This window comes from Pleomorphomonas oryzae DSM 16300 (genome assembly GCF_000422965.1).
Classification (GTDB): Bacteria; Pseudomonadota; Alphaproteobacteria; order Rhizobiales; family Pleomorphomonadaceae; genus Pleomorphomonas; species Pleomorphomonas oryzae.
Window position 1 is genome coordinate 107423 of the sequence record NZ_AUHB01000001.1, and the last position, 16405, is coordinate 123827.

At 62.1% G+C, this 16405-nt stretch carries 12 protein-coding genes; 6 read left to right on the top strand and 6 right to left on the bottom strand.

The genetic code is table 11. The features are described from left to right. The first annotated feature begins 128 nt into the window (after positions 1-128). Together G522_RS0100550 and G522_RS0100555 are read left to right on the top strand one after the other, a co-directional pair. The gene (locus tag G522_RS0100550; protein ID WP_026789381.1) at positions 129-677 is read left to right on the top strand and encodes a cupin domain-containing protein; all 549 of its coding nucleotides are present in this window, start codon (positions 129-131) and stop codon (positions 675-677) included. A gap of 88 nt (positions 678-765) precedes the next feature. Beyond that, positions 766-1434 carry a TetR family transcriptional regulator C-terminal domain-containing protein gene (locus G522_RS0100555; protein WP_036837518.1) on the top strand — a complete coding sequence of 223 codons (669 nt, stop codon included), beginning with the start codon at positions 766-768 and terminating at the stop codon, positions 1432-1434. On the opposite strand, the gene G522_RS28715 is transcribed toward G522_RS0100555, so the two are convergent. After that, positions 1435-2169 carry an AraC family transcriptional regulator gene (locus tag G522_RS28715; protein WP_051227956.1) on the bottom strand — a complete coding sequence of 245 codons (735 nt, stop codon included), beginning with the start codon at positions 2167-2169 and terminating at the stop codon, positions 1435-1437. 96 nt (positions 2170-2265) lie between these two features. Between G522_RS28715 and G522_RS0100565 the strand changes: the two genes are divergently transcribed. Next, entirely contained in the window at positions 2266-2838 is a 573-nt protein-coding gene (locus tag G522_RS0100565) for an FMN-dependent NADH-azoreductase (RefSeq protein WP_026789383.1), read from the top strand. 9 nt (positions 2839-2847) lie between these two features. Here G522_RS0100565 and G522_RS0100570 read toward each other — a convergent pair whose 3' ends face one another. After that, on the bottom strand, positions 2848-3402 hold the full coding sequence (locus G522_RS0100570; RefSeq protein ID WP_026789384.1) for a class I SAM-dependent methyltransferase: 555 nt from the start codon (positions 3400-3402) through the stop codon (positions 2848-2850). Positions 3403-3657: 255 nt separating this feature from the next. After that, positions 3658-3843, bottom strand: coding sequence for a 4-oxalocrotonate tautomerase (locus tag G522_RS0100575; RefSeq protein WP_026789385.1), 186 nt, complete (start codon positions 3841-3843; stop codon positions 3658-3660). Positions 3844-3955: 112 nt separating this feature from the next. On the opposite strand from G522_RS0100575, the gene G522_RS0100580 reads away from it, so the two are divergent. Next, the gene (locus G522_RS0100580; protein WP_036837521.1) at positions 3956-4843 is read left to right on the top strand and encodes a LysR family transcriptional regulator; all 888 of its coding nucleotides are present in this window, start codon (positions 3956-3958) and stop codon (positions 4841-4843) included. A gap of 120 nt (positions 4844-4963) precedes the next feature. Here G522_RS0100580 and preA read toward each other — a convergent pair whose 3' ends face one another. The 3 genes from preA to G522_RS0100595 form a co-directional block, all read right to left on the bottom strand. Beyond that, on the bottom strand, positions 4964-6271 hold the full coding sequence (gene preA, locus G522_RS0100585; RefSeq protein ID WP_026789387.1) for an NAD-dependent dihydropyrimidine dehydrogenase subunit PreA: 1308 nt from the start codon (positions 6269-6271) through the stop codon (positions 4964-4966). 12 nt (positions 6272-6283) lie between these two features. After that, positions 6284-7618 carry an NAD(P)-dependent oxidoreductase gene (locus tag G522_RS0100590; RefSeq protein ID WP_026789388.1) on the bottom strand — a complete coding sequence of 445 codons (1335 nt, stop codon included), beginning with the start codon at positions 7616-7618 and terminating at the stop codon, positions 6284-6286. Positions 7619-8474: 856 nt separating this feature from the next. Continuing rightward, the gene (locus G522_RS0100595; protein ID WP_026789389.1) at positions 8475-10682 is read right to left on the bottom strand and encodes an anthranilate synthase component I; all 2208 of its coding nucleotides are present in this window, start codon (positions 10680-10682) and stop codon (positions 8475-8477) included. Between the two features lie 353 nt (positions 10683-11035). Between G522_RS0100595 and pepN the strand changes: the two genes are divergently transcribed. Both pepN and G522_RS24915 read left to right on the top strand, forming a co-directional pair. Continuing rightward, entirely contained in the window at positions 11036-13684 is a 2649-nt protein-coding gene (pepN, locus tag G522_RS0100600; protein ID WP_026789390.1) for an aminopeptidase N, read from the top strand. A gap of 272 nt (positions 13685-13956) precedes the next feature. Further along, the gene (locus G522_RS24915; protein ID WP_084632631.1) at positions 13957-16404 is read left to right on the top strand and encodes a sensor histidine kinase; all 2448 of its coding nucleotides are present in this window, start codon (positions 13957-13959) and stop codon (positions 16402-16404) included. Position 16405: the final 1 nt, after the last annotated feature.

Sequence of the window (16405 nt, forward strand, 5' to 3'; positions counted from 1 at the left end):
ACACGTAGATAACGACATGCGCGTTTCCTGAACAAGCAGTTATCTTGTGCAGATCGCCACCCTTGCAAAACCAAGCCGTTTGTGGCGACCTGTTTGGTAAAGCAAACAACTTAACAGTGGAGGACGCCATGGGCCTCGATCTTGGCGGCAAGCTCAGGCGGTTTCGCGAAGCACGCGGCCTGTCGCAGCGCGAGTTGGCACGGCGGGCCGGCATCTCCAACGCCACCGTCAGCCAGATCGAATCCAACACCATCAGCCCGTCGGTCGGCGCCTTGAAACGCATCCTCGATGCCCTGCCGGTGCCGATGGCCGATTTCTTTGCCGAGGACGAGCCGGCGGCCGAACAGATCTTCTTCAAGGCGGAAGACCTGATGGAGATCGGTCGCGGCGGCGTATCCTATCGGCAGGTCGGGCGCGATCTCACGGGCAAGGCGCTGCAGATCCTGTCCGAGCGCTACGAGGTGGGCAGCAGCTCCGGCCGAATCCATCTGCGCCATGAGGGCGAGGAAGGCGGCATTGTGCTCAAGGGGCAGATCGAGGTGATCGTCGGCGACAAGCGACAGGTGCTCGGTCCCGGCGAGGCCTACTATTTCAAGAGCCACGAACCGCATCGTTTCCGCAATGTCGGCGACGAGATCTGCGAGGTGATCTCGGTGTGCACACCGCCGAGTTTCTGACCATCAGGACAAAATTCATCCACCGCTACCAGCGTTTTGGCGTCGATCCGGGCTTGCCCAACATGGGGAATGCGTGGACATTCGTTGCATGAGTTACGAAACAGCGACTGACAGTCAGGATCTGGCCCGCGCGCGCGGCTCCAAGAAGCGGACGCGCATCCAGGCGGAAAACGAGGAACGCATCCTTGACGCGGCGCTGGAGGTTTTTTCGCGTTATGGCTTCCGCGGCGCCACCGTCGATCAGATCGCCGAGAAGGCCGGCATGTCCAAGCCGAACCTTCTCTACTATTTCCGCCGCAAGCATGATCTCTACACGGCCGTCCTGACGCGCACGCTCGACATGTGGCTGGCGCCGCTCGGAGACATGACCGAGGATGGCGACCCAGAGACTGAAATCACCGGCTATATTCGCCAGAAGCTTGAGCAGTCGCGCGACTTTCCTCACGAAAGCCGGCTGTTCATCGGCGAGGTTCTGCTCGGCGCGCCGCATCTTGACAGCGTCTTGAAAACCGACCTCAAATCGATCGTCGAAGAAAAGGCGGGGGTCATTCGCCGCTGGATCGAGGACGGCAAGCTCCTCGATGTCGATCCCGTCCACCTGATCTTCATGATCTGGGCAACGACGCAGCACTACGCCGACTTCGATGCCCAAGTTCGCTCGGTGCTGGGGCGCGGCATCGAAGATCCCACGACCTTCCGCACCGCCTCCGACACAGTCATTGGCGTGCTGATGCGCGGCATTCTACCCGCGCGCTGATCACGCTTCCGCGCGGCGGCGGATGTCGCCTGGCAGGCGGCCGCCGACAGCCTTGAACATGGCGATAAAGGCGCTGACGCTCTCGTAGCCGGCATCCAGCGCAACATCACCAACCGAAGCTCCTTCAGCCAGTCGCACCGTTGCTCGGTGGACGATCACCGCCCGCTTCCACGCGGCGAAGGTCATGCCAACCTCACGTTCGAAATGCCGGGTGAAGCTGCGTCGTGACATGGCAACGCCAGCGGCGGCTGTATCTATGCTGGTCTTGATGTTCGGTGCGGCCAGAAAAGCCAGGGCCCAGTCGCGCATTTTCGAGGCTGCAGGAAGGCGTATGCCCGGCGCATCCTGGGCACCGGCATGGATTTCATGGGCGATGATATCCAGCAGCGGACCTGCGAAGGCGTCATTTGGTTCCAAGCCCCTGAGACGGTCGAGCGCACTGATGAGCAGCGGCGAAGCTTCGAGCACGGTGGTGTGCCTCGGCAGGCGATCGGCAAAGCCTTCCGGCACCAGCGTCAGCCAAAAGCGCACCTGGCCATGCGAGCGCGAAGCATGCTCAACACCGGCCGGAATCCAGTGCATGTGACCGGGTGGTATGGCCCAGATACCGCCGTCCGCCTCCAGGCTGAGCACGCCGCGTTCGATGTAGGTGAGCTGACCCTGGTCGTGTCGATGGATGGCGGCGCTATGGCGCGCGTCACTCTCGACAAGGCGGTTGAGAGGGGTATCGGTCACTTTGGCCCAAACTCGATATCAGATGATCCAGTGTCGATAACAGATCGGCGGGTGTCACGATAGATTTCCGCTCGACATCAATCGAGGTTAGAGACAGTGACCATCCTGCATATCGATTCCAGCATCCAGAGCGACGGATCCGTTTCTCGCGCGTTGACGGCGGCCATTGTGGCGGCCATCGCCGATGGCTCCGGCGAGCCGGTGATCCATCACGACCTCACGAACGAGGAGCCAGCAGCCATCAATCCACGCCTCGGCGATAGCCCGGCCGCCGACGAGTTCCTGGCTGCCGACGTCATCGTCATCGGCGCGCCGATGTACAATCTCAGCGTCCCGTCCCGCCTCAAGGCCTGGATCGACTCGATCTCCATTCCCCGCAAGACGTTCCGCTACACCGAGAAAGGGCCGGAGGGCCTCGCCGCCGGACGCAAAGTGGTCGTCGCCTACGCCAGCGGTGGGTTCCATCGCGGACCGGAAGAGGATTTCGTCGATCCCTATCTGCGCTCGTTCTTCCGACTGCTGGGTATCAAGGACATCGACGTCGTCCGCGCCGAGGGCGTCAATATCTCGGAGGAGCATCGGGCAAAGGCAATGCAAGCGGCCAACGCCGAAATCGCCAGCGTCGCCGCCCGCATCCGCCAGGAGCGTCGGCAAGCCGCCGACGCTTGATCTCGTTCCTCAAGCCTTGGCGAAGACGACGGCGTGGCTCCGCCAGATGTCGGGTCGCTCGACAACAACAAGGCCGGCGGCTTCGGCCGCCGCGCATTCCTGCACAAATAGCGCTTCAGAAACATGGCCGGTCGGCTCGGCAAGAAGCAATCGCGCACCAGACTTCATGGCGCTCGCCGCTTCGGTGAAGAAGCCCGCGACGTTGCCGAGCTCGTGCACGACGGCGAAGGCGAGAACGAAATCGATTTCGTCGGCAAGGTCGCCGACACCAAGGGCATTTTTCCGCGCCAAGCGCAGGTCAATCCGATTTTCGCAGCCAGCCGATCTGGCGCGGCGCCCCAGCGCCGAAAGCATGCGCGGCTCGACATCGACGACGTGGACCTTGCCGGTCGGTCCGGCGAGGCGTGCCAACTCGAGCGTGAAATAGCCCATGCCCGGCCCGGGCTCGAGCACGCGGAATCCCGGCTTCACGAAGGGCGCCAACAGTTTGGTCGGATTTTGAACAAGTCGGCGCAAGGGATTGAGCAGAAAGTATCCGAGATACCAAGGACAGCGATGAGGCATTCGCAACTCCCCCCAGTTCGGAGGCGAGCCGACTGGCGCGCCTGCCGATGGTCCGGTTTATCCCCATTTGTGCCAGACAGGTTCGGATTTGATGAAAGGCGATGTGCCTGACAACTCCCCAACTCTTAGCGCGGAAAGCTGAAAGCCCAATCATATCCTTATGAGTGATCCGACCGCTCCAGAACTCATCAGACAGCCAGGTGCCCCACGGTAGTTTTTGGCTTATTTTCGCGGGGCACCTCGAACCATATGGCTTCAGACATCAGATTTAAATTTGCCGCCTTTCGCCCAGGATTCCTTTGATATCTCCGCAAGGATGATTTCGACGGATTCCGGCGGGCAGACCAACGTCTCGACTGCGGCCTTGGTTGCCTCGCGAACGAACGCGCGCTTCTGTTCCTGCGTGCGTCCGGGGTGCATCTCAACGCGTATGATAGGCATTGCTGTTCCTCATAAGAGTACCGCCCGAGCCTGGGCGGGGCGGACTATCCCAAAGAAACATGGGGTGATAAATACGCGGGCGTTATCTTCATTCAAAACCTGCAGGTACGGAATGACGGATAAATTGGCCGGCATGGCAATGTTTGTCAGGGTTGTCGATTTGGGTAGTTTTGCCGCCGCCGCGGAGGCCAGCGGTGTGTCGCCTGCCATGGCCGCCAAGCACATTCGGACAATCGAACAGCGCCTTGGAGCTCGATTATTGCATCGCACGACGCGCCGCCAACAATTGACGGAAGTCGGTCGGCTTTACTATGAGCGAAGCAAGGCCGCCCTGGCCGAGGTGGAGCTTGCCGAAGCATCCGCCTCGGAGCTGCAATCGACGCCACACGGCCGTTTACGGCTGGTGGCTCCCGTGAGCTTCGGAACGCAAAATCTGGTTCCTGCGCTTGTCGAGTACATGCGGCAGAATCCTCGGGTCAGCATCGACCTTGCCCTTGATAACAATCCGCATGATTTGATCGGCGAGGGGTATGAACTGGGCATTCACATCGGCGAACTGAATGACACCAATCTTGTCGCGCGGTCGCTGCGGCCCTATCGGCGCATTCTTGCGGCGTCGCCGGACTATCTTGCGCGTTTTGGCGTGCCGCTGACCCCGGAAAATTTGACCGAACATGAGTGTCTTGGCCATACTTACTGGCGAACGCAAGGGCGCTGGCATCTCGTGGGGCCCAACGGCCAAACATGCGAGGTTGTCACAAAAGGCGGCTTTACCGCCAATCAGGGTCAAGCATTGCGCATGGCGGCGCTCCACGGTGCCGGTATCGTACTTCAGCCGGAACTATTGCTGGAGGCCGATCTTGCTTGCGGAGCGCTGGTGCCCGTGCTGCCCGATTGGTCTTACAGACCGACGCCAATGTCTCTGGTCTATGCACCGGATCGTCGTCCGACTGCGATGCTGAGAAGCGCGATCGACTTTCTTGTCTCCCGTTTCGGCTGATGACCGCCACGGGGTATCCTGGAAAGCGCCATTTCATAAAACACAAAGCTCTGGCCGACCGAGCGTTCGGGAATCTGCGAAACTGGCATCAGATTCCCTGACGCTCGGTCAGGTCGGCGCTCACTCAGCCGCAACAGCCGACGGGTTGTTGGGATGAGTCGTCCAGTTGGCATATTGCGCCGGCACGACCTTGCCGGTGCGTGGATCGACCGACCCTGGCGTCATCGCCTCCATGGTGATGCAACCATCGACGGGACAGACGTTGACGCAGAGATTGCAGCCGACGCACTCCTCGTCCTTCACCTCGAAATGCCGGATGCCGTCGACCATGTGGGTGATCGCCTGGTGCGAGGTATCCTCGCAGGCGATGTGACAGCGGCCGCACTTGATGCAGAGATCCTGATCGATCTTGGCTTTGGCGATGTAGTTGAGGTTGAGATACTTCCAGTCCGACAGGTTCTTGACCGCGAGGCCGCGAAAATCCTCGATGGTGGAGAAGCCGTGACCGTCCATGTACTGCTTCAAGCCATCGATCATCTCCTCGACGATCTTGAAGCCATAGGTCATCACGGCCGTGCAGACCTGCACGGTGCCACAGCCGAGCGCAATGTATTCGGCAGCGTCGCGCCAGGTTTCGATGCCGCCGATGCCGGAAATCGGCAGGCCGAAGGTTTCGGGATCGCGAGCGATCTCGGCCACCATATTGAGGGCGATCGGCTTCACCGCCGGCCCGCAATAACCGCCGTGACTGCCTTTGCCGTCGATGGTCGGCACGGGCGCAAAGCTGTCGAGATCGACGGCGACGATCGAATTGATGGTGTTGATCAGCGACACCGCATCCGCCCCGCCCCGCTTGGCGGCGCGAGCGGGATAGCGGATATCGGTGATGTTGGGCGTCAGCTTGACAATCACCGGCATGCGCGTCGCCGCCTTGCACCAACGGGCGACCATCTCGATGTATTCGGGCACCTGCCCCACCGACGATCCCATGCCGCGCTCGCTCATGCCATGCGGGCAGCCGAAGTTGAGCTCGATGCCGTCGGCACCGGTCTCCTCGACGCGGGCTATGATGGAATTCCAGTTCTGCTCCTCGCAGGGCACCATCAGCGAGACGACCAGCGCCCTGTCGGGCCAGGCCTTCTTCACCTCGGTGATTTCGCGAAGGTTCAACTCCAACGGCCGATCGGTGATCAACTCGATGTTGTTGAGGCCGGCCAGACGGCGGTCACCGGCGTGGATGGCGCCATAGCGCGGGCCGTTGACGTTGACGACGGCGGGATCCTCGCCGAGCGTCTTCCAGACGACGCCACCCCAGCCGGCACGGTAGGCGCGCTCGACGTTGTACTTCTTGTCGGTGGGTGGCGCCGAGGCGAGCCAGAAGGGGTTCGGCGACTTGATGCCCAGGAAGTTGGTGCGGAGATCGGCCATTTGGGAACTCCCTCAAGCGCTCAGGGTGGCGTGGATGGAAAGGGCGGCGCGCTTGCCGTGATCGACGGCCTGGACGGTGAGGTCCTCACCGCCGCGGACGCAGTCGCCACCGGCCCAGACGCCGGCGAGCGAGGTGCGCATGTCCTCATCGACGGCGATACGGCCACTTTCGAGAGCGACAGTCTCGCCATCTTCGATCGGTCCGGCAACGAAGGTCTGGCCGATCGCTTTCATCACCTGATCGGCGGCGAGGCGAACCATCCGCCCCGTTCCGACGAGACGGCCGGCTTCATTCAGGGCGGTCCGTTCGAAATCGACTGCCGCGACGGCGTTGCCTTCCGACACCACGGCTTTCGGCGCGACCCAGTGCAGGATGCGCACGCCGTTGACCTGCGCCAGCTCCTGCTCGTAAGGACTGGCCCCCATCTCGGCGGCACCACGCCGGTAGGCGATGGTTACATCGTCGGCACCGAGCTTTTTGGCCTGAATCGCCGCGTCCACCGCCGTCATGCCGCCACCGATGACGACAACGCGCGCGCCCACCTCGATCTCCGACTTGTCGGGCGATTGCCTGAGATTCTCGATCCAGCGGACGGCGTCGACAACACCAGCGGTCTCCTCTCCCTCGACGCCCAGAGCGTTGACGGCCTGCAGGCCGAGACCGAGGAAGACCGCATCGAAGTCGGCCTTGAGGCCAGCCAACGTGATATCGCGACCGAGCGCCTTGCCCGCCTCAACCGTGATACCGCCAACGCCGAGGATGAAATCCACCTCGCGCTGGGCGAAATCATCGGTCGCCTTATAGGCGGCGATGCCAAACTCGTTGAGGCCGCCGGCCTTGCCACGTGCTTCGAAGATCGTCACTTCGTGGCCCTTCAGCGCCAACTCGTGCGCGCAGGCGAGCCCTGCCGGCCCCGCGCCGACCACGGCCACCTTGCGACCGGTAGCAGGCGCGCGAACACCATAGGCGGCGTGGCGGTCGAGATAGTGATCGGTGGCATAACGTTGGAGAAGGCCGATGCGCACCGGCTTGTCCTCGGCAAGGTTCCTGACGCAGGCTTCCTCGCAGAGTGTCTCGGTGGGGCAGACGCGGGCGCACATGCCGCCAAGAATGTTGGAAGAAAAGATGGTCTCGGCGGCGCCGACAACATTGCCTGTGCCGATTTTGCGAATGAACATGGGAATGTCGATCGATGTCGGGCACGCATTGGTGCAAGGCGCGTCGAAGCAGAAATAGCAGCGATCGCTTTCAACGACCGCTTCATGCGCGCCGAGCGGCGGATGAACGTCCGAGAAATTCTTTCCGTAATCGGCCGCGTCGAGGCGCCCCGCAGAAATGTCCGGCATGGATATTGATCCCGTGGCTGGTGCACAGTAACGACAAAGACAATACGCTCCCGTTCATCGAAACGGCCAGCGCGGCGCGTCCGATGTCCTTGATGCAAACGCGATTCAGGATGGCCAAGACCAGCCAGAACCAGGTTTTTCGATTGTCTTGTCCGCTATTCCCCGGCGGTTTTTCTCCGCTCGCTTGTTTCCTTGATCTTTCGGTAAAAAAATCAAGCGGTCAAGGCGCAAATTTGAGCATAAACCGGGCAATCGAGCCTTTTCCGTAAGCGACGGCACCAAAATAGAAGTTGTTCGACGTCTCCAACCTGCTGAATAGAGGGGCGATCAGGGGAGAGGCGGTGAAGATCCCGTAACGGGTCCTTGCAGGGCGACAGAAAAAACTTGATCGCCTCAGAACAAAAAAAGAGGGCTTGCGCCCTCTAGTTGTTTGGACCGCTAGTCCGCGAAAACCGCGGAAGGGGCTGCTAAACCCCGCGACGAGTTGAGCCAGCAACGTTGTCGCAATTTTTATGATAGCGCGTCGCACGCAATCTTCCAGCACCAAAAGTTGTCCGACGTCTCTTTTTGCATGTATCTTGCTAGAAACATTCAATTCCTTATTAGGGTGCGACATCCTTGCAACAACGTGGCACTCGGCGATCAAGAATTGCGCATCCCGCGTAAATATTTGATATTTATTGCGAATCTATCCGCTAAAGACCTTATGAAACAGCCACAGCGGCCCGCATTCGCGGGTCCGTTGTCGACTTAATTGGGATGTGAGAGCGGCAAACTGCGAATGGTTGCACTCCCTCACCTGCAACACATGCATCAGCTGCCGCTTCCAGGTTCGATCGGCCCAGACAACCGTGAACTAAGCATCTCGGCGGAAGCGAACTAAACCCTGGATAGCATTCTCGATGATGATGTGACCGGCATCGGCCGACAGCGACATGATCGATTCCGGATGGAACTGCACCGCGGCGAAAGGTTCGCTCCGGTGTTCGATGGCCATGATGACCCCGTCGCCGGTCTCCGCTGTCACGCGGAATGCCTCGGGCAGATGTACCTTGTCGGCATAAAGCGAGTGGTAACGGCCAATAACGATCTCCGAGGGCAGACCGTTGAACAGCAGCGAGTTGGCCGATACCGTCACCTTCGATGGCTTGCCGTGATAGGGAACGTCGAGCTGAGCCAGCCGGCCACCGAAGGCTTCCACCATGGCCTGCAAGCCGAGACAGACGCCGAAGACCGGCAAGCCGAGCTCTCGTGCGGCCGCGATCGTACGCGAACACTGGAAATCTGATGGGTTTCCCGGCCCCGGCGACATGACGAGAAGGTCGGGCTTCTCGGCGGCAATCAGCGCCGGATCGATGCCCTTCCCTTTCGAGGCCCGCAACGTCTTTACCTCGGCGCCGGTCTGGCGGAAGTAGTTGGCCAGCGTATGAACGAAGCTGTCCTCGTGGTCGACCAGCACGATCTTGGTGCCGGAACCTATTGCCTCGCGAACCACCGATGCAGCGGCAACTGGCGTGGTGCCGGCCTCGCGGATGGCGGAAATGAGCGCCGATGCCTTGAGCTCGGTTTCCTTCTCCTCGTCTTCGGGCACGGAATCATAGAGCAGCGTCGCGCCGGCTCGCACCTCGGCGATGCCATCCTTGAGACGAATGGTTCTGAGCGTCAGGCCGGTGTTGACATCGCCATTCATCAGGAAGGCGCCGACGGCGCCGCCGTACCAGGCGCGGCAGCTTTTCTCATTGTCCTCGATGAACTGCATCGCCCAAAGCTTGGGCGCGCCGGTCACCGTGACCGCCCAGGCGTGGCTGAGGAAGGCGTCGAGACCGTCCATGCCGTCGCGCAGCCGGCCTTCGATGTGGTCGACGGTGTGGATGAGGCGCGAGTACATCTCGATCTGGCGACGGCCGATGACCCGCACCGATCCCGGCTCGCAGATGCGACTCTTGTCGTTGCGGTCGACGTCCGAACACATGGTGAGCTCGGCCTCGTCCTTCTTGGAATTGAGCAGGATGCGGATCTGCTCCTCGTCCTCGATGGCGTTACGGCCGCGCCGAATGGTGCCCGAGATCGGGCAAGTCTCGACGCGCTTGCCATTGGTTACCCGCACGAACATCTCGGGGCTGGCGCCGATCAGGTACTCGTTGGCGCCGAGATTGAACATGAAGCCAAAGGGCGCCGGGTTGATCTGCTGCAGGCGACGAGCAATGGCCGATGGTGGCGACGAGGGCTTTTCGTAGAACACCTGCCCAGGCACCACCTCGAACAGATCGCCGCGCCGGAAATACTCAACGGCCTTGCTCACGGATGCGGCATATTCGCCGGGCTGATGGTCGCCTCGTCCGGGAGTGCGGTCACTTGCCTGGAACGGCTGCGGCTCGCCATCGCGCGGCAGGCCAACGGTCAGCTTCCCCTCGACGACGAAGTCATAGGAATAGACGGTGGCGGCGGCGCGATGGTGATCGACGACGGCAATCTCATCGGGGAAATAGAGCACGAGGTCGCGCTGGTCGTCGGGCCGCGGCAGCTTGAAATCGACGCTGTCGAACTGGAAGGCGAGATCGTAGCCGAAGGAGCCCCAGAGGCCGAGCTTGTCATCCTCGGGCGTTGCGAATTTCGCGATGATGCGGCGCAGCACCGAGAACACCGACGGCTGGCGCGAGCGGTCTTCCTCGGCGAAACCGTCCTTGGGGATCGTTACCTCGAGCGAGATCAGCGCATCGCCAATAGAGAGGGAGACGAGATCGGGACCACGGACGGCGGCGGCGAAGGCGGGGAGCAGGATCCGGCCGCGCGCATTGAGTGCCTCGATCGTCATCTTGCGACCGCGCGCGGTGATCGCCACCGGCGGATCGACGAAAGCGATATCCCAACGCGAATAGCGGCCGGGAAACTCATAGTTGGAGGACAGAACAGCGCCGCGCCGCGTATCGAGTTTGTCGAAATAGCCGGATATCGCCGTTTTATACTGGTCGGGCCGGGCGCTACGCGCCACTTCCACACCGCCGGCGGTGACGAAGGATTCTCTGTTGCCGGCCGAACCGGCCTCGGCTTCGCTCTTGACCATCGCAATCTCCCCTGTCGCCACTCGGAGAGACCGCCTTGGGCACCTTAAACAAAAAGGGCCATTCCGGTCTCCCGGAGCAGCCCTCGCTCATTTCGTCCCATCTGGACACACCGCGTCGGCCGCTCTCTTTATGAGAAGCGCCACCACCACGAAGCGTTCAGGGCGACAAAACCGTTCATGCCATCTCCATAGGCGAAGCGCGTCGGCTTGTAAAGTTGATCAACATCGCGACACGTTCGCAGAGGGGAGTTTGCATTTCCCCCGATCGACCTTACAACCCTTGCATCGCCGGCTGCGCCGGACCACCCGATTTTGGCGCTTTGCGCTGCATGCTTTGATCATAGGTTGCGCCCGTGTCCCAGGAAACCTCCCCCGTCATCCGCCTCGCCGACTACCGGCCCACGCCCTACGCCATCGACAAGGTCGATCTCGATTTCGACCTGACGGCCGAGAGAACGCTGGTCGCGGCAACGCTCGTGCTCTCGCCGCGCGCCGGCACCGTGTCCGGCGAGCCTCTCGTGCTTGTCGGCAACGAGCTGACGCTCGTTCGCGTTGCGATTGACGGCCGTGAGCTGCTCGAAGGCGATTATGAAGCCAGTGCCGATCGCCTGACCGTCAAGGCGCCGCCGGCCGGCAGCTTCCGCCTGGACATGACGACCCGCCTCGATCCGGCCGCCAACACCAAGTTGATGGGCCTTTATCGTTCGTCCGGAACCTGGTGCACCCAGTGCGAGGCGGAGGGTTTCCGTCGCATCACCTATTATTATGACCGGCCGGACGTGCTCTCGGTGTTCACCGTCAAGATCACCGCTCCGAAGACTGAGGCGCCGATCCTGCTGTCCAACGGCAACCCGGTGTCATCGGGTGACCTTGATGACGGCCGCCATTTCGCTGTCTGGCATGATCCCTGGCCGAAGCCGAGCTATCTGTTCGCCTTGGTTGCCGGCGATCTCGATGCGCTCAAAGACGGCTTCACGACCATGAGCGGGCGCAAGGTGAAGCTCGCCATATACGTCGAGAAAGGCAACGCGCCCAAGGCAGCCTATGCCATGGACTCGCTCAAGCGCTCCATGAAATGGGACGAGGACGTGTTCGGCCGCGAATATGACCTCGACGTCTTCAACATCGTGGCCGTGTCCGACTTCAACATGGGGGCCATGGAGAACAAGGGCCTCAATGTCTTCAACGACAAATACGTGCTGGCCGACCCGGAGATCGCCACCGATACCGACTACGCCGGCATCGAGGCGGTGATCGCCCACGAGTATTTCCACAACTGGACCGGCGATCGCATCACCTGTCGCGACTGGTTCCAGCTCTGCCTGAAAGAAGGCCTCACCGTCTTCCGCGACCAGGAATTCTCCTCCGACATGCGATCGCGAGCGGTGAAGCGCATCTCCGATGCCCGCCTGCTCAGGAGCCAGCAGTTCCCGGAGGATGGCGGCCCGCTCGCCCACCCGGTCCGTCCAGAGCAGTACAAGGAAATCAACAACTTCTACACGGCGACCGTCTATGAGAAGGGCGCCGAGGTCATCCGCATGCTGAAGACGCTGATCGGCAGCGATGCCTTCGCGCGCGGCATGGATCTCTACTTTAGCCGGCATGACGGCGAGGCCGCCACCATCGAGCAGTTCATCGCGTGCTTTGCGGAAACGTCCGGCCGCGATCTCGAGCCCTTCATGGTCTGGTATCGCGAAGCCGGCACGCCGACCGTCACCATTGAGGAGAGCTGGGACGAAGCAACGCGGCGCTACACGCTGACGCTGACCCAGGAGACGCCGGCAACGCCCGGCCAGCAGACCAAGAAGCCACGCGTCATTCCGGTGCGCTTCGGCCTGGTTGGGGCCAACGGCAAGGACATGCAGCCGTCATCGATCACGGGCGCCGAACTGAACGGCGACACGCTGATTCTGACGCAGCCGTCGCACACCGTCACCTTCGAAGGGCTGCCGTCCCGGCCGGTGCCGTCGCTGTTCCGGGGCTTCTCGGCGCCCGTCAAAGTGCGGCAATCGCTATCGTCGGCCGATCTCATTTTCCTGCTGGCCCACGACACCGACAGTTTCAACCGCTGGCAGGCCGGCACCACGCTGGCCATGACGGCGCTGGTCAAGGCGACCCAACAGGTGCGCGCCGGTCAGGCACCCACCTTTGAAACGGCTCCCATCGACGCGCTGGGTGAGCTTCTTGGCGATCCGGGGCTGGATGCCGCCTTCAAGGCGTTGCTGATCGCCGTACCGAGCGAAAACGACGTTGCCCGCGAGGTGGCTGAAAACGTCGATCCCGACGCGGTCGCCGCCGCCCATCAGGCCTATCGGCGCACCATCGCCGGACGGATCGAAGGGCGCCTCAAGGCGATCATCGAGGCCGACAAAGCTGCGGCCGGTGCTCCTTATGTGCCGGATGCCGCCGGCTCGGGTCGGAGATTGCTGGCCAACACGGCTCTCGATCTCCTGTCGATCACCGGCTCGGCCGATGTGATGGCGCTGGTGCGCCGGCGTTTCGAGACGGCAACCAACATGACGGACCGACTGGCGGCGCTGACCATTCTCGTGCATCGCGGCGACGCGGGCGCCGAGGCGGCGCTGGCCACCTTCTTCGAGCGTTTTGGCAACGTGCCGCTGGTGGTCGACAAGTGGTTGTCGGCGCAGGCTTCAGCGCCACTCCCCGGCACGCTCGACAAGGTGATGGCGCTGACGCGGCATCCGGCCTTCTCCTTCGGCAATCCGAACCGGGTGCGGGCGCTGATCGGCGCCTTCTCCACGTCGAACCCCACACAGTTCGGCCGTGCAGATGGCAAGGGCTTCGGCTTCGTAGCCGACGTCATCTCACGGATCGACACGGCCAACCCGCAGCTCGCTGCCCGGCTGCTCGTCACCTTCCGCTCCTGGCGGTCCTACGAGCCGAAGCGACGGGCTCAAGCTGAGACGGCCCTCCACTCGATCCAGATCAAGCCGCAACTGTCGCGCGACGTTGCCGACATCCTAGAGCGTACGCTCGCCTGATCGACGGCTCTCACAAAATATGCCTCTCCCGGTTTTCTTTTCTAGAGAAGCGGGAGAGGGCAACAGCCCGTAAAAGCCTATGGTCGCACGCTAAATTTCGCCGTTCAGACTCGGCAGGAATGTCACAGGCCCTTCCATTTGCCCGCGGCGATTCAAAAAGAAGATTCAACGCTCTTTAACCTATGGACAGAGCGATTCCCGATGATTCAAACTGCCCTTGATTCGGGGGTGTTTCGCGTTTCCCCAACAACGTGCGGCGGCGGGGCAACGACATGGCGGACAGCGACCTCGGCAGAGGGTCGGGAACGTGGCGAACGCGCTTTTTTGGCGACGCCAACACCGACAGTATTTTGAAGGGGCATGCCGGCCTGCTGGTTCGCCCCTCCTATCTGCGCCTCCTTCAGGCCGAACCGCTGTTTCGCCGTTCCATCCCGGTGCTGATCTCCGCCTTCCTGATGGTGGGCGGCATTTTCCACGTTTCCAACCTGCTGCAGCAGCGGACCGACACCTACCGCTCCGCCTCCGACATGGTGGCGCTGCTGGCCGAGGCGCTCGACGCCGACCTTTCCACCCATCCCTCGCTCGATAAGGCCGAAGGCAGCTATTCCGGGGTCATGCGCGCGGCGCTACGCGACAGCCTGCCGCCGTCGGCAACCAGCGACGGACGGGTCATTCTGTTTGCCGATGCGGCGGGTAACGTCAAAGCGACCGCGCCGGAAGGAGCATTTGTCGGCAACGGCACCGTTGCCGACCTGTTCGGCGCCGACCAGCCGATGCTGGTGTTCGGCAAGCGTGCCGGCGTGTTGGATGTGACGCTATCCGGCGGTACCGAGGCCCTCGCCACGGTGCGCAACCTCCCTGGTGATCGTGGCACGATTGCCGTCTACCAGCCTTTGGCCCAAGTCTATGTCGGCTGGCGACACGACGTCACCATGACCGCCGTGCTGTTCGTTGGCACCTCGCTGATCCTGATCGCCGTCGTCTATGCCTTCTTTGCCCAGATGAGCCGGGCGCGTGAGGCCGACCGCATCTACAACGCCACGCAAGCCCGCGTCGACACGGCGCTCCGGCGCGGCCGCTGCGGTCTTTGGGACTGGGATCTTGCCCGTGGCCGGTTGTTCTGGTCACCGTCGATGTATGTCATCCTCGGCATGGAGCCCAACTCGGACCTGATGGGCTTCAACGACTTGCAGGGGATGATCCATCCCGACGACGTCGATCTCTATGAGTTGGCCAAAGAGGTTTTGGAAACCGGCCAGCCATCCGTCGACCTGGAATTTCGCATTCGCCACGCCGGCGGCGAATGGGTGTGGCTCAGGATGCGGGCCGAGGTGGTTCGCGACCGCGACGGTTCGCCCCATCTCATCGGCATCACCGTCGACGTCACCGAACAGAAGACGCTGGCCGAGGAGAATGCCACGGCCGCCATCCGCCTGCGCGACGGCATCGACACCATTTCCGAAGCCTTCGTCATCTGGGACTCGGAAAACCGACTGGTGATGTGCAACTCGAAATATCAGAGCTTGCATCAGCTACCGGACAGCGTCGCCCGCCCCGGCACGCCCTACGCCGAGGTGATGGCGGCGGCCCGCCAGCCGAAAGTATCCAGCGAGGGCCTGCGCTATTCACTGTCGGGCGGCGAGCGCTCCTACGAAGCGCGGCTTGACGACGGCCGCTGGCTGCAGATCAACGAACGTCGCACCAAGGATGGCGGCTTCGTATCGGTCGGTACCGACATCACCCAGCTGAAGCGCCATGAGGAGAACCTCCTGGAAAGCGAGCGGCAGTTGATGGCAACGGTCGCCGACCTCCGCCAGCATCGCCACAAGATGCAGCTCCAGACGACGCAGTTGGTCGAACTGGCCGAGAAATATGCCGAGGAAAAGGCCCGCGCCGAGGCGGCCAACCGGGCAAAGTCGGAATTCCTCGCCTCGATGAGCCACGAGCTGCGGACACCCCTCAACGCCATCATCGGCTTCTCGGACATCATGATGTCTGGCATGTTCGGCGATCTCGGCTCGGACAAGTATACCGGCTACTGCCGCGACATCCACGACAGCGGCATCTACCTGCTCAACGTCATTTCCGACATTCTGGACATGTCGAAGATCGAAGCGGGCCGGGTCAATCTGGCGCTCGAGTCCGTGGTGGTCGACGATGTGCTCGGCGAATGCGTGCGCATCATGTCGTCGCAGGCGGAGACGCGGCAGATCATCCTCGCCACCGATTTCGAAGCGGCCGAGCCGATGGTGGCCGACCGCCGCGCCGTCAAGCAGGTGGCGCTCAACCTTCTGTCCAACGCGCTGAAGTTCACGCCGATCTCCGGCACCGTGACGGTGCGAACGCGGCAAGTGGGCGACAACGTGTTGTTCTCGGTGAGCGATACCGGCATCGGCATTCCCGCCGCCTCGCTCGATCAGATCGCCAAACCGTTCGTACAGGTGGAGAACCAGCTGACGCGCAAGCACCCCGGCTCCGGCCTGGGCCTTGCCATCGCCCAGTCGCTGGTGGCGCTGCACGGCGGCCGCATGACGATCGAGTCGGTGGAAGGATCGGGGACGACAGTCACCATCTCGATGCCGCGCATCGCCGCCCCAACGGCCAGCGACGGCACCGCCGCCGTGGCAACATCACAGGCGGGGTCGGCAACAGCCACCACCTACCCTCGGGTCGTCGCCGGGCCTGATGCCTTCACCGAGCCCAGGCGAACCGTACACTAGA

Coding starts and splice junctions, on each gene's coding strand:
- G522_RS0100550 (WP_026789381.1), top strand. CDS start 129: ATGGGCCTCGATCTTGGCGGCAAGCTCAGGCGGTTTCGCGAAGCACGC.
- G522_RS0100590 (WP_026789388.1), bottom strand. CDS start 7,618: ATGCCGGACATTTCTGCGGGGCGCCTCGACGCGGCCGATTACGGAAAG.
- G522_RS0100595 (WP_026789389.1), bottom strand. CDS start 10,682: ATGGTCAAGAGCGAAGCCGAGGCCGGTTCGGCCGGCAACAGAGAATCC.
- preA (WP_026789387.1), bottom strand. CDS start 6,271: ATGGCCGATCTCCGCACCAACTTCCTGGGCATCAAGTCGCCGAACCCC.
- G522_RS0100580 (WP_036837521.1), top strand. CDS start 3,956: ATGACGGATAAATTGGCCGGCATGGCAATGTTTGTCAGGGTTGTCGAT.
- G522_RS0100555 (WP_036837518.1), top strand. CDS start 766: ATGAGTTACGAAACAGCGACTGACAGTCAGGATCTGGCCCGCGCGCGC.
- G522_RS24915 (WP_084632631.1), top strand. CDS start 13,957: ATGGCGGACAGCGACCTCGGCAGAGGGTCGGGAACGTGGCGAACGCGC.
- G522_RS0100575 (WP_026789385.1), bottom strand. CDS start 3,843: ATGCCTATCATACGCGTTGAGATGCACCCCGGACGCACGCAGGAACAG.
- G522_RS0100570 (WP_026789384.1), bottom strand. CDS start 3,402: ATGCCTCATCGCTGTCCTTGGTATCTCGGATACTTTCTGCTCAATCCC.